Origin of the sequence: Nocardia sp. CA-084685 (assembly GCF_050955785.1) — a bacterium.
Lineage (GTDB): Bacteria > Actinomycetota > Actinomycetes > Mycobacteriales > Mycobacteriaceae > Nocardia.
On sequence record NZ_CP192094.1, the window covers coordinates 8,811,630 to 8,824,677 of the forward strand.

Genomic DNA, 13,048 nt, shown 5'->3' on the forward strand with positions numbered 1-13,048 from the left:
CCGGATGCGGGCTCCCCCTCGTAGAGCCCGCATCCGGCGCTAGTCGACTACTTCAGGCCCTTGGCCCACTCGTAGGACGTCAGGTACGGGTCCGGCGTCACCGGCTTGCCCGAGTCCCACACCGTGTAGATCAGGCCATCCGGGCGGATTTCGCCGATGCGGGCGGTCTTGGTGATGTGGTGGTTGGAACCGTCGATGGTGACCGAGCCCTCCGGAGCATCGAAGCTCACGCCGTCGGCCGCGGCCTGAATGTCGGCCACCTTGAACGACTTCGCCTTTTCGACGGTGTTCTTCCACAGGAAGACCGAAGTGTAGGCGGCCTCCATCGGGTCCGAGGTCGGCTTGTCGGCACCGAATGCGGCCTTGTAGTCCGCGACGAACTTCTTGTTAACCGGAGTATCGACCGTCTGGTAGTAATTCCACGCGGTCAGCTGTCCTGCGATATTCTGCGCGCCGATACCGGCGACCTCTTCCTCGGCGATCGATACCGAGACCACCGGCATATCAGCGGCTTTCAGACCCGCATTGGTGTACTCGCGGAAGAACGCCACATTCGAATCGCCATTGAGGGTGTTGAATACCGCGCCCGCCTTGGCATTACGGACCTTGTTGACAATTGTGGAGAAGTCCGTGGAGCCCAGCGGGGTGTAGTCCTCACCCTTGATCTCGATGCCGTTCGCCGCCGCGTAGGCCTTGATCTCGCGATTGGCGGTCTGCGGGAAGACATAGTCCGAGCCGACCAGGTAGAGGGACTTGATGCCCTTCTGCTTCAGATAATCCAGCGCGGGCAGGATCTGCTGGTTGGTGGTCGCGCCGGTGTAGAAGATGTTCTTGCTGTCCTCCAGGCCCTCGTACTGGACCGGGTAATAGAGCAGTGAGTTCAGGCTCTCGAACTTCGGCTTCATGGCCTTGCGGCTCGACGAGGTCCAGCCGCCGAATACCGCGGCCACACAGTCGGAGCTGATCAGCTTCTCGGCCTTCTCCGCGAACGTCTTCGGATCCGAGGCGCCGTCCTCGAGGACCAGGTCGAGCTTCTTGCCGAGAACACCGCCCGCGGCATTGATCTGGTCGACCGCCAGTTTGGTCGAATTGGCCACCGTGACTTCGGAAATCGCCATGGTGCCCGATAGCGAGTGCAGCGAGCCGATCTTGATCGAGTCCTTCGAGGTGTCGACGCAGGACGAGGCGTTGGAGCCGCTGCTAGACGCGTCATCCTTGGCGCCGCAGCCGGTCAGCAACAGACCGGCGAGTGCGACGGCCGTCGGCGCGACCAGCGCCTTGCTGACGCGGCGCGAACGCGATCGAGGGATATCACGGGATTCTGGCATGGAGCGCCACCCTTCTCACTTCATCAGGTATTCGGCGGCGCTGCGTGCGCCGCGCCGAATACGCCCGCCTTCCCCCGGTCACGGCTGTAGACCGGGTTGTATACAGCGGCTGTATTCGTGGTGCGAACGTTAGACAGGAGTTGTTGCGCCGGAATATCTCTCGGTGACGAGTCCGTTGCGCACGTTTCGTCAGTGTGAACGTTCGCCGAAATCGCTCGGCAAACTGCCGTGAGGCCCCCGTCCTGCCTACGGTTGCGTAGCAAGACAGCGGTACGGCACGCTCTTTTTGTACAACGTCAAAACGCCGATTCCGCGGCTGCCCGGTCGCGGAGGCGTGAGTCCGAGGAGGACCGGTGGGTCACTACAAGGCGAACGTTCGGGATATCGAGTTCAACCTGTTCGAGGTGTTGGGACTGGACAAACTCCTTGATACGGGTGCCTATGGCGATCTCGATTCGGAAACCGTGCGCGAGATCCTGGCCGAGGTGAAGCGGCTGGCCGAGGGGCCGGTGGCGGAATCCTTCACAGCGGCCGACCGCGACCCAGTCGTCTACGATCCGGCCACCTTCTCGATTTCGGTGCCCGAGCCGCTACGCAAGACCGTCCAGGCCGTGCACGAGGCCGACTGGAGTCGGCTCGGCATGCCGGAGGGGATGGGCGGCACGCCCGCTCCCGCCGCGGTGGTCTGGTCGATCAATGAGATGCTCACCTGTGCCAATCCGTCGGCGAGCTTCTTCAATATGGGCCCGGTGATGTCCTCGGTGCTGTTCAACGTCGGCACCGAACAGCAGAAGCAATGGGCAACGAAGGGGTACGACCGGGGCTGGGCGGGCACCATGGTGCTGACCGAACCCGACGCCGGTTCCGATGTCGGCGCGGGACGCACCAAGGCGCTCGAGCAGGAGGATGGCTCCTGGCATATCGAGGGCGTCAAGCGCTTCATCTCCGGCGGTGATGTCGGCGAGACCGCCGAGAACGTCTTCCACCTGGTACTGGCTCGTCCGGAAGGCGCCGGTCCCGGCACCAAGGGCCTGTCGCTGTTCTACGTGCCGAAATTCCTGTTCGATCACGAGACGCTGGAGCTGGGCGACCGCAACGGCGTCTACGTGACCGGCGTCGAGCACAAGATGGGTCTGAAGTCCTCGCCCACCTGCGAGCTGACCTTCGGCGCGACCGATGTGCCCGCCAAAGGCTGGCTGGTCGGCGAGGTGCACAACGGCATCGCGCAGATGTTTCAGGTGATCGAGAACGCCCGCATGGTGGTCGGCATCAAATCCGCCGGCACCCTGTCCACCGGATACCTCAACGCGCTCGACTACGCCAAACAGCGCGTGCAGGGCGCGGACCTGACCCAGATGACGGATAAGGCCGCCCCGCGCGTCGCCATTACCCACCACCCGGATGTGCGCCGTTCGCTGGCGATGCAGAAGGCCTACGCCGAAGGTCTGCGCGCGGTCTACCTTTACACCGCAGCCCATCAGAATGCCGACGTGGCACAACTGGTTTCGGGCGCGGACGCCGAATTGGCGCACCGGGTAGACGATCTACTGCTGCCGATCGTCAAGGGTGTCGGTTCCGAGCGGGCCTACCAGTACCTGACCGAATCGCTGCAGACACTCGGCGGTTCGGGCTATCTGCAGGATTACCCGATCGAGCAGTACATCCGCGACGCGAAGATCGACTCGCTCTATGAGGGCACGACCGCGATCCAGGCGCAGGACTTCTTCTTCCGCAAGATCATTCGGGATAAGGGTGTGGCGCTCGCGCACGTCAACGGGCAGATCGCCGCCTTCCTGGAGGCGAAGACCGGCCGCTTCGAGACCGAGCGGGCGCTGCTGGCCACCGCGGTCGAGGATGTGCAGGCGATGGCCGCCACGCTGACCGGCTATCTGATGGGCTCCCAACAGGATCCGAAGCAGTTGTACAAGGTCGGACTCGGTTCGGTGCGCTTCCTGCTCGCGGTCGGCGATCTGCTCATCGCCTGGCGACTGCTGGTGCAGGCCGAGATCGCGGCTGCCGCATCGGCCGCTGAAGCACCGGCGAAGGATCGGGCGTTCTATTCCGGAAAGGTCGCTGTCGCAAGCTTTTTCGCGAAGAACGCATTACCGGAATTGACCGCGGTCAAGAACATCATCGCCGCGATCGACAACGACATCATGGAGCTGGACGAAGCCGCGTTCTGAATCAGCAGTTGGTCTGCAGGGGCCAGCACTCAGTCGGACGGTACGGCGGCGGCGAGGGCTTTACGCTCGTTGTCGAGGTATCCGGTTCGCGGGCCGGATCGGCCGAATCGTTGGCGAGCGAACTCGCGATCACGATGAGGACCACGACCATTCCGATCAGGGCAACCGCGAAGACCGTCCACCCCGCCGCCGTCTGGCGCCTGCTCGGCGGCAGCGGCGCGGGGATGACGTGCTGGCGCAGCTCCCGCGCCGATGGCGACGGCGCTTTCGGCTGCACCTCGTCGAAGCCATCGGCGAGTAGCTCGGCGCGCGAAGGCTTTTCGGTGATGCCGAGTGCGTCACAGGCGGCGACGATCCGATCCGCGGTCCAGCTGCGCGGTCCGGCGGAAAAGCCCTCGAGATAGATGCGGAGTTCGGTCGCGTCACGGGCATTCGAGACGAGGATGTCCATACCCGGACGCAGGTTGGTCCGCGCGGGCCGCACCGCGACCCCGCGGAACGGCACGAGTACGACGGCGCCGCAGATGTGGCCCGGATCGATCAGCGCCCGCTCCAGCCGGGTCTTCACCGCATGCACGCTGTGTTCCAGCTGATCGACCGGATTGCCGGAGATCTCCTCGTCCAGGTCGGCAGGCTCCGCGCTGATCGTCCATCGACCGTCGCCCGCGATATTCAGAATCCCGCTCTGGCGGCGTCGGAAGCCCTTGATATCGGCCACGGTAATGCCGCGCGGGGTCAGGATGACCGCGTCGACCCGACGGGATCCATGGTCGCCGATCTCCATGCCGACCAATGCGACAGCGGTCGTCGGATATAACCGCAGGCATTCCACGAACTCCTGTTCGGCCCCGGACAGATTCGCTCCGGTCTTGATCTTCACCAGCATCGCGTATTCCCTACCCTCATCCGGTTCACCCCGGCGCCCCACATCCACCGCGCCGGTACTGATGATGACCCGCCGTCGCGACGAAGACCACCGAAAAGCCCAACTCGGTGCCGCCGACCCGCCGATCGCGGACCTACCCACTAGTACGCTCGGATTCGGTCCGGGAAGACGAATCCCGCCACCGGCAGTGGACAAGGAGGCATAGGCATGGTTTCGGCGTTGCAACCACGCATTTCACCCGGTCGGCTCCGAGAGCTCGGGCCCGTCAATTGGGTTGTCTGGCAGATACTTTCGCGTGCGGCGGGAACGGACGACGCGCACCTGTTCAGCACTCTTGGCCGCACCAGGGGACTATTCCGGGGCTGGCTGCATTTCTCCGGACGGTTGATGCCCGGTGGCCGACTGCCCAGGCACGAATCGGAGCTGGTGATCCTGCGCGTCGCCCAACTGCGTGACTGCGCCTACGAGATGGACCATCACATTCGCCTCGGCAGGCGAGCGGGCGTCACGCCGGAGATTCTGGAGCGGGTTCGCACCGGCCCCGCCGCCGACGGATGGTCGGGCAAACATCGAGCGCTGCTCACCGCGGTCGACGAACTCGTCGAAACCCGCGATATCGACGACGCCACCTGGACCGCACTTGCCGGGCATTACGACGAGCGCACTCTGATCGAAATCGTGCTGCTCATCAATCAGTACGAGGGACTGGCCGCGACCATAACCGCGCTGCGGATCCAGCGCGACGGAATCTGACCGACCGCGGCGTCGGGCGCACAGTTCTTCCCTGGCCACTGCCGTCAGCTCTCGATTTAGCAATTCCAGAGCGATCGCCATCGATGGCCCCTAAACTGAAACGCGACACGCACAGAATGACGGCTCTCGTGACGGTCGTCATTCCGCAACCTCAGCTTTCGAGACAATGACCGATGTGTGTCGCATGCCATAGCGTGGCGGCACCAGGATCGGAAACCCCTCCATCAAGCTAGCTGACAATTAGCTGTCGGCTCGACAGGAGAAAGGGGCCGTCATGACCGTCAGCCTCGTGTTGATCGTGGCGGGATTCATCCTTCTATCCATCGTGATCACCAGCTTCATGCTTCCCGACAGTCCGGACGCCGCACGGCATCCGAAATCGCACAATGAGACCGGCGATCAGTAGCCTTGCGACTCAGCGGTTTTCGATGATCTGTGCCAGTCCGTCCAGGACTCGCGCCAGGCCGAATTCGTAGGCGTGGTCGGCGCTGTAGGCGGAGTCGTGCGCTTGCCCCGCGACCGCGCCGATGCGGGCGGCGAGCGGGTAGCGCTCGGCATCGAAGAATTGGGCCAGTAGCGGGGCCGCGCGCTCCCACCATTGCCGGTCGGACATGGCGCTATCGGCGGCGGCACGTTCGGTGTCGATGGCGATGCGCGCCACCGAGGTGACGAAGCCGAGGACGTAGGTGACGGCGGCGTCCATCTCGAGATCATCGAGGCCGAGGCCGTCGAAGGCACGCAGCTCGTGTTCATATTTGGCGGCGATACCCGGACCGAGCGGCGGCCGCGTGGTCGGCAGGTAGGCGACCCACGGGTGGCGGACCAGCATGGCGCGATTCTCGGCGGCGATCTTCGCCACGCGATCACGCCAGGGCAGTTCGGCCAGATCGGCACGCGGCATCTGCTGGTAGACCGCATCGAGCATGAGGTCGACGAGTTCCGCCTTGCCCGGTACGTAGGTGTAAGTGGCCATGGGTGTCAGCCCCAGTTCGGTGGCGACGGCTCGCATGGTGAGCGCGCCGATCCCATCCGCATCCGCGATTTCGATGGCCGCCGCGACCACGGCATCCACACTGCTGCGCTGCTTCGGTCCACGGACCGACGCCACAGGCACTCGCCACAGCAGTTCCAAGGTGCGCACGGGATCGCCCGCGCTGCTGCGGTCCCGCGACTGCTTGGCCATGCCGCCTCCTCGTTCCGTATGCGAAAGCCGATCGTATCGGCGCGATACGCGCGGCAGTGCGTCCGGTCAGATATCACTATACAAAGTACACAGTACTTTGTATAGTATTTGAATCCGGCTCCAGAGGAGGACCTTGTGCACATCACCGCTTCCGCCATCTCGCTCAATGTCGCCGATCCGCAGGCCTCGGCGAAGTTCGCCATCGACCACCTCGGCTTCACCGAGCAGATGTCGGCCGACGGTTTCGTCTCGGTCGCCCGCCCCGATGCCGGTTTCACCCTGTGCTACCTGCGCACCGGTCTCGACAGCTTCAAGCCGAAAGATAAGGCCGGGAGCGCGGGCGAGGGCCTACTCGTCGCATTCGTCGTGGACGATATCGATGCCGAGTACGAACGGCTCCAGCGCGAGGGCGTACCGATCGTCACCCCGATCGAAACCGAGCCCTGGGGTGAGCGCTACTTCCAGACGGCCGATCCGAACGGCATCATCCTGCAGCTGGTGCAGTGGGTCTGATACGGATCGAGGTCGCAGGTCCGTAAGCACGGCATGCGACCTCGGGCGCCGCACCCTACGCATTGCACGCCGTGGCAACTTTCGTGGCCGCGGCGTGCAAGCGTGGGCTTCCCCTTAGATGTGTCACTCCGCGGCGGCGTGCGGTCTCGGCACGTCGGCTGGTGCCGCGTCCAGATAGCTTCTGAGGTCACTGAGATCCGTCGAGCGCAGTCATATAGCGGTGCCCGTGGGGCGTGTCGTGCCGCGTTTCGACTGCGCTCGCCGAGTGAGCCGGAACTGATAGCGCGGCAACCTATCTGGACGTGTCACTAGCCAGTTCTTCGAAGTACGACGGGATTGCACGCCGCATCCCTATGGTGCGGCTGCGGCGCGCAAGCCCGTTGAACTCCCCCTCGAATGCGTCAGGCGAGGGCGGCGCGGAAGACCTCTGCCGCTGGAGTGGACGGACGGCCGAGCAGTTTCTGGAGGTCGCCGGAGTCCACATCGAGGATGCCGTCCCCGACTCCAGCGTCCGCATCAGCGAGTACGGCAGCGTAGTCGCTGGGTAGACCGGCCTGCTCGAGCGCCGCGCTGTAGTCCTGCTCGGACAGGTTCTCGTAACGCACCGGCTTGCCGGATGCCTGCGAAATCACCTGGGCGAGTTCGGCATAGGTGAGGCGCTCATCGCCGCCGAGTTCGTAGATCCGACCAGCGTGACCGTCGGTGGTCAGCACCTTGGCGGCCGCCTCGGCGTAGTCGGCGCGCGCGGCACCGGCGACCCGGCCGGTGCCCGCGGCGCCGTGCAGCACGCCGGACTCGACCGTGTGCCCGAGCGCACCGAAGTAGTTCTCCCAGTACCAACCGTTGCGCAGGAGTGTATGCGGGACAGTCGATTTCGCGAGCGCCTCCTCGGTGCCGCGGTGCTCCTGGGCCAGGATGAGCGGGTTCTCGGTGGCGCGCGGAATGCTGGTGTAGGCGAGCAGTTTCACACCCGCGCGCTCGGCGGCCCGAATTACGTTGGTGTGCTGAGCGACTCGCGCACCGAATTCGTTACCGGAGACCAGCAGCACCCGGTCGACACCGGCCAAGGCGCGGTCGAGCGCTTCCGCGTCGTCATAAGAGGCCTGTCGGACCTCGACGCCCCGCTCGGCCAGATCGGCGACCTTCTGCGGATCACGCACGATCGCGACCACCGGCGTGGTCCCATCGCGCAGCAGCGCCTCGATAACGAGACGGCCCAACTGCCCAGTTGCTCCGGTTACGGCGACGGTCATGACTTACCTCCACGGTTCATACGGTTCATCAAGCACTAACTATTAGTAAGTACTATGCATTCCTAACCCACTTTGGTCAAGTTGGGTACTATCGATCCCATGACCACTCAGCGCACCCCGTTGGTGGATACCGACGATCCGACGCTGGAAGCCGACGTATTCGCCCGAAACTGCACGTCACGTCCGGTGCTGCAGAATGTGGTCAGCCGCTGGGGCACCCTCGCCCTGGTCGCGCTGCGCGAGGGGCCGTACCGGTTCAGCGCCCTGCGCCGCCGCGTCGACGGTGTGAGCGAGCGCATGCTCTCCCAAACCCTCCAGGCCCTCGAACGCGACGGCATGGTCCACCGCGAGGTGCAGGAAACCATCCCCCCGCGAGTCGAATACACCCTGACCGACCTCGGTGCCCAAGTCGCCGAACGCCTCGAAGACCTCATCCAGATCATCGAGATCAACATGCCCCGAGTCCACGAGGCCCAAGCCAGCTACCATCGCGACTGACCAGACGCGAAGATCATCGTGCACTGATCTCTCGGCCGATGCCGCAACCACATAGTGCTCAACTGGCCAGCGGGAAGGTCGGAAGGTTGTGGGGGGTTGGTGTGGGTATGGAAATTTCCTCGGCTGTCGATTTCGCGCGGACCACCAAGCGGTCCGTGCTCACCACGATTCGGCGTAATGGTCGCCCACAGCTGTCCAATGTGCTGCATGTCGTCGGTGACGACGGGATCATCCGCATCTCCATCACCGCCGACCGGGCCAAGTACCACAACCTGGTGCGCGATCCGTGGGCCGCGATCCACGTCACCCGCGACGACTTCTTCGCCTACGCCGTCATCGAGGGCACCGTCGACCTGACGCCAGTGGCCGCCGACCCGCACGATCAGACCGTCGACGAACTGGTCGCCTACTACCGAGCGGCCTCAGGCGAGCACCCCGACTGGGACGAATACCGCAAGGCCATGGTCACCGACCGCCGTGCCCTCGTCCGTCTGACACCCACCAACGCCTACGGCATGCTCTGACGAGCTCAGCGCTTCAGCAACTCCGACACGGTGACGAATTGATAACCGGCGGAACGGAGTTCGCTGACGATGCGCGGAATGGCGGCCAGGGATTCGTTCCACTCCCCCATGACGTGCAGTAGGACAATGGAGCCCGGCCGGACCTTGGCCACGGTTTCGGTGACGATGGCGTCGGCGCTCATATGTTTGCCCGAATCGGGTTCCACATCCCAGGTGATCGTCGTGCGGTCGTGGTCGGACAGGTACTTCGGCAGGGCCCAGAGCTTCTTGCCGTAGGGCGGGCGAAAGGTGACCGGGCCCTGGTAACCGGTTTTCGTGATTTCCGCGTCGGTTCGTTCGACCTCGTCGCGGACGGTATCGCCGGAGACGAGCACCATGCGGCGGTGGTTGTAGGTGTGATTACCGATTTCGTGACCGGCCTGCGCGATTGCCCTGCCGTATTCGGGATGCGCGGCCAGGTCACGGCCCATGAGATAGAAGGTGGCCGGAATCCCGGCTTCGGCAAGAACTTTCAGCACTTCGGGCGCTTTGTCGGTCGGACCGTCATCCAGGGTCAACGCGACCACCTTGTCGGTCGTATCGACCCGGTTCACCAACCGCCCCGCCAGTTGGAAGATGCGTGAGTTCATCAGGTAATAGCCGCCGACCGCCAGCGCCAACACCACCACGAGTACCAGCGCACCACCGATCAACCACTTGCGTCGCATCATTGCGCTCCAATGAAAAAGGTGGCGCCCGGACCTTACGGCCCGAACACCACCGACTTCGACACGGATCAGAAGTTGATCATATGGCCCGCGAGGCCGTGGAACGCTTCCTGCAGGGCTTCGCTCAACGTCGGGTGGGTGTGGACGTTGCGGGTCAGCTCATTGACGGTCAGGTCCCACTTCTGGGCCAGGGTCAGCTCGGGCAGCAGCTCGGAAACGTCCGGACCGATGAGGTGGCCGCCGAGCAGTTCGCCGTACTTGGCGTCGGCGACCAGCTTGACGAAACCGGTCGGATCGCCGAGGCCGTGCGCCTTGCCATTGGCGGTGAACGGGAAGGTGGCGACCTTCACGTCGTAGCCCTCGTCGCGGGCCTGCTGCTCGGTGAGGCCGAAGCTGGCGACCTGCGGCTGGCAGAAGGTGGCGCGCGGCATCATCCGGTAGTCGCCGAGGGTGACCGTCGGCGCTCCGGCGATGGTCTCCGCGGCTACGACGCCCTGGGCCTCCGCAACATGGGCGAGCTGCAGCTTCGCGGTCACGTCACCGATGGCGTAGATGTGCGGCACATTGGTGCGCATGTTGTCGTCGATGACGATGGCGCCACGTTCGAGCGCGACACCGGTGTTCTCCAGGCCGTAGCCCTCCACCCGCGGCGCGAAGCCGACGGCCTGCAACACCTTGTCGACGGTGACCGTCTCCAGGTTGCCGGTCTTGTTGTCCTTGATCGACACGGTGACCTTCGAACCGTCGTCGTCGATCGACTGCACGGCCGCACCGGTGGTGATGGTGATGCCGAGCTTCTTGTACTGCTTGGTGATCTCCTTGGAGACGTCGGCGTCCTCGTTCGGTAGCGCGCGGTCCAGGAACTCCACGATGCGCACGTCGACGCCGTAGTTCTTCAGGACGTAGCCGAACTCCATGCCGATCGCGCCGGCGCCGACGATCAGGATCGAGCCGGGCAGCTCGCGGGTAAGAATCTGCTCCTCGTAGGTCACCACATTCGCGCTGAGCGAGGTGCCCGGCAGCAGCTTGGTGACGGTGCCCGCGGCGATGATGACATTGCCGAAGGTGATCGTCTCGGTGCCGCCGCTGGACAGGGCGACCGAGAGGGTGTTCGCGTCGGTGAAGGTGCCCTTACCGTCGAACTCGTCGATCTTGTTCTTTTTCATCAGGAAGTGGACGCCCTTGACCCGGCCGTCGGCGACCTTGCGGCTGCGGTCGAACGCGACACCGAAGTCGAAGCTCACGTCGCCGGAGATGCCGAACGTCTTGGCTTCCTTAGTGAAGATATGCGCGAGTTCCGCGTTGCGCAGCAGCGCCTTGGAAGGGATGCAGCCCACGTTGAGGCAGACACCACCCCAATACTTCTGCTCGACGATCGCGGTACGGAGGCCAAGTTGTGCCGCGCGGATGGCGGCGACATAACCGCCAGGACCGGCACCGAGAACGACAACGTCGTAATGGGAAGTCACGACGTCGAGCCTATCTCTGTCGGGCGAACTTCACCCACCGTCCCCCCGCAACTATGAGATGCGCGCCACACGGTGCCGCGACTTTCGTGCGACCAGGCAGCTGCGCGGGGCTGCGATACCTCGGCTGGCGGCTGCGGCACACGGCAGCGATGAACTAAACCCCTCGGGCCGGCCATCAGCATTGATAGGCATCGGCTCTCGAGCCGGATAGGCACCCATCGGTGCGCGCACCAGACCGAAGCGTCGGTCCGGTGAACATTATTTACACGACGGCGGCCCTAGCCGATTCGGCTCGGCTGACGATAATCGGTCCGGTGGTGACCTCCGATGACGTACGCCGGATCGCGCTGAGCCTGCCGCGAACGACCGAGGCGCTGGTGCGAGATCGGGTGAAGTTCCGGGTGGGCCGCATCGTGTACCTGGCGCTGTCCACGGACGAGACCCGCATGGGTTTCGCTTTTCCCAAGCAAGAGCGGGCGGCACTGGTCGCGGGTGAGCCCGATAAGTTCCTGATGCCGCTGCCGCGCGACGAGCGATACAACTGGGTCCGGGTGCGGCTCGATGCCATCGACGTGACGGAGTTGACGGAACTGGTCATCGAGGCGTGGCGCATGGTCGTCCCCAAGCGCGTCGCCGCCGCGCACCTCGGTGACTGAGGCACCGCGCTAGTCACGCCAGACCTGCTGTGCGATCCGGGCGAAGTTGCCACCGAATACCGCCGCCCGGTCCCCGGAACTGAAACCACGATCGGCGAGCTCGGCATCCAGTCCGGGCAGTTCGTTGAGTCCGAGCAAATCCTCCGGCGGCACCCATTGCAGCGGTCCCCACTCCGTATACGCGTCGGAAAACGCCCCGGGATCCTGGGTGAGCATGTCATTGAAATCCTCGGCATCGAAGGAGTAGTCCGACCCGATGCCGAGATGTTCGATTCCAACGAGTTCCGCACCGTATTCGATATGCGCGGCCATTGCCGCGACCCGCTCGGCTCGGCCATCGATCGCGTTCTGCCCCAGGAAGATGCCCACGCCATTGATACCGATAACCCCGCCGGTCCGCGCACAGGCCAGCGCCTGTTCATCGGTGATATTGCGCGGATGCGCCCACAGTGCGGCGAAATTGGAATGGCTGTAGATCATCGGAACTTCGGTGCATTCGGCCAAGTCGAGTCCGGTGCGCCGGGAGCAGTGCGAACCATCGACGAATATGCCGACCTCGTTCTGTTTGCGCACCAGGTCTCGGCCGTAGGCGGTGAGTCCGGTGTCATCGGTATCCAGACAACCGCAACCGGCCGCATTGGCGTGGTTGTAGGTCGGCAGCATTGAACGAACGCCCAGTTCGTAGAAGATTTCGAGGTTCTCCGGGTCGCCGCCCAGCGGCCCGGAGTCCTCCAGGTCGAAGGCCAGCGAAATGGTATCGTCCGCAACGATATCGGCGAACCGCTCGATCAACCGGAAACGGCCATCATCCAGCGCATCGCGGCGGAACTTGTGTAGCAGCGCCAGCGAATCCTCGGTCGACTGGCGCGAATATCCGACGTTCACCGATAAATACGACCCGAGCGGATAGCGGGCCAGGTCCGCGATCCGCGCGGAATGCAGTAATGGCAGGCAGCAGTGCTGCTCCCAGAGAAACTGTGGCAAACCGGCCACCTTCCGCCTCGCTTCGATATCGGAGCAGCGATCCTACTGAGCCGACCGGTACGGATGTCAGACCTTGACTCGATGTCGAGTAACAGCGCGCCCGAATTGCCC

General features: G+C 64.1%; 14 protein-coding genes. 7 read left to right on the top strand and 7 right to left on the bottom strand.

The genetic code is table 11. From position 1 onward, the window contains the following. Window positions 1–47: 47 nt before the first annotated feature. Window positions 48–1,328 (bottom strand): urea ABC transporter substrate-binding protein, encoded by a 1,281-nt coding sequence (gene urtA / locus ACQP2U_RS38700; protein ID WP_433712109.1) that lies wholly within the window; start codon window positions 1,326–1,328, stop codon window positions 48–50. 353 nt (window positions 1,329–1,681) lie between these two features. Here urtA and ACQP2U_RS38705 point away from each other — a divergent pair, with 353 nt between their 5' ends. After that, complete coding sequence (locus ACQP2U_RS38705; protein ID WP_433712111.1) at window positions 1,682–3,511, top strand: acyl-CoA dehydrogenase; 1,830 nt, start codon at window positions 1,682–1,684, stop codon at window positions 3,509–3,511. Between the two features lies 1 nt (window position 3,512). On the opposite strand, the gene ACQP2U_RS38710 is transcribed toward ACQP2U_RS38705, so the two are convergent. After that, window positions 3,513–4,397 (bottom strand): nuclease-related domain-containing protein, encoded by an 885-nt coding sequence (locus tag ACQP2U_RS38710; protein WP_433712112.1) that lies wholly within the window; start codon window positions 4,395–4,397, stop codon window positions 3,513–3,515. 219 nt (window positions 4,398–4,616) lie between these two features. On the opposite strand from ACQP2U_RS38710, the gene ACQP2U_RS38715 reads away from it, so the two are divergent. Both ACQP2U_RS38715 and ACQP2U_RS38720 read left to right on the top strand, forming a co-directional pair. Beyond that, window positions 4,617–5,150, top strand: a complete 534-nt coding sequence (locus ACQP2U_RS38715; RefSeq protein ID WP_433716729.1) for a carboxymuconolactone decarboxylase family protein — start codon at window positions 4,617–4,619, stop codon at window positions 5,148–5,150. Between the two features lie 274 nt (window positions 5,151–5,424). Then, the gene (locus ACQP2U_RS38720) at window positions 5,425–5,556 is read left to right on the top strand and encodes a hypothetical protein (protein ID WP_433712113.1); all 132 of its coding nucleotides are present in this window, start codon (window positions 5,425–5,427) and stop codon (window positions 5,554–5,556) included. Between the two features lie 9 nt (window positions 5,557–5,565). Here the strand turns inward: ACQP2U_RS38720 and ACQP2U_RS38725 are convergent, their stop codons facing one another. Beyond that, complete coding sequence (locus ACQP2U_RS38725; protein WP_433712115.1) at window positions 5,566–6,333, bottom strand: TetR/AcrR family transcriptional regulator C-terminal domain-containing protein; 768 nt, start codon at window positions 6,331–6,333, stop codon at window positions 5,566–5,568. A 135-nt stretch (window positions 6,334–6,468) separates the two neighbouring features. On the opposite strand from ACQP2U_RS38725, the gene ACQP2U_RS38730 reads away from it, so the two are divergent. Continuing rightward, window positions 6,469–6,846, top strand: coding sequence for a VOC family protein (locus ACQP2U_RS38730; RefSeq protein WP_397033688.1), 378 nt, complete (start codon window positions 6,469–6,471; stop codon window positions 6,844–6,846). Between the two features lie 401 nt (window positions 6,847–7,247). On the opposite strand, the gene ACQP2U_RS38735 is transcribed toward ACQP2U_RS38730, so the two are convergent. Continuing rightward, window positions 7,248–8,099 carry an SDR family oxidoreductase gene (locus tag ACQP2U_RS38735; RefSeq protein ID WP_433712116.1) on the bottom strand — a complete coding sequence of 284 codons (852 nt, stop codon included), beginning with the start codon at window positions 8,097–8,099 and terminating at the stop codon, window positions 7,248–7,250. Between the two features lie 99 nt (window positions 8,100–8,198). Here ACQP2U_RS38735 and ACQP2U_RS38740 point away from each other — a divergent pair, with 99 nt between their 5' ends. Both ACQP2U_RS38740 and ACQP2U_RS38745 read left to right on the top strand, forming a co-directional pair. Then, window positions 8,199–8,597, top strand: a complete 399-nt coding sequence (locus ACQP2U_RS38740; protein ID WP_433712117.1) for a winged helix-turn-helix transcriptional regulator — start codon at window positions 8,199–8,201, stop codon at window positions 8,595–8,597. 107 nt (window positions 8,598–8,704) lie between these two features. Beyond that, window positions 8,705–9,121: a PPOX class F420-dependent oxidoreductase gene (locus tag ACQP2U_RS38745; RefSeq protein ID WP_433712118.1), complete on the top strand. Its 417-nt coding sequence runs from the start codon at window positions 8,705–8,707 to the stop codon at window positions 9,119–9,121. 5 nt (window positions 9,122–9,126) lie between these two features. Here the strand turns inward: ACQP2U_RS38745 and ACQP2U_RS38750 are convergent, their stop codons facing one another. Both ACQP2U_RS38750 and lpdA read right to left on the bottom strand, forming a co-directional pair. Next, window positions 9,127–9,831: a polysaccharide deacetylase family protein gene (locus ACQP2U_RS38750; RefSeq protein ID WP_433712119.1), complete on the bottom strand. Its 705-nt coding sequence runs from the start codon at window positions 9,829–9,831 to the stop codon at window positions 9,127–9,129. 65 nt (window positions 9,832–9,896) lie between these two features. Then, a complete protein-coding gene (lpdA, locus tag ACQP2U_RS38755) occupies window positions 9,897–11,297 on the bottom strand; it encodes a dihydrolipoyl dehydrogenase (protein WP_433712120.1) in 1,401 nt (466 codons plus the stop codon). A 257-nt stretch (window positions 11,298–11,554) separates the two neighbouring features. Between lpdA and ACQP2U_RS38760 the strand changes: the two genes are divergently transcribed. Then, window positions 11,555–11,953, top strand: coding sequence for an MmcQ/YjbR family DNA-binding protein (locus ACQP2U_RS38760; protein ID WP_433716730.1), 399 nt, complete (start codon window positions 11,555–11,557; stop codon window positions 11,951–11,953). Between the two features lie 9 nt (window positions 11,954–11,962). On the opposite strand, the gene ACQP2U_RS38765 is transcribed toward ACQP2U_RS38760, so the two are convergent. Next, the gene (locus tag ACQP2U_RS38765) at window positions 11,963–12,937 is read right to left on the bottom strand and encodes a dipeptidase (protein ID WP_433712121.1); all 975 of its coding nucleotides are present in this window, start codon (window positions 12,935–12,937) and stop codon (window positions 11,963–11,965) included. Window positions 12,938–13,048: the final 111 nt, after the last annotated feature.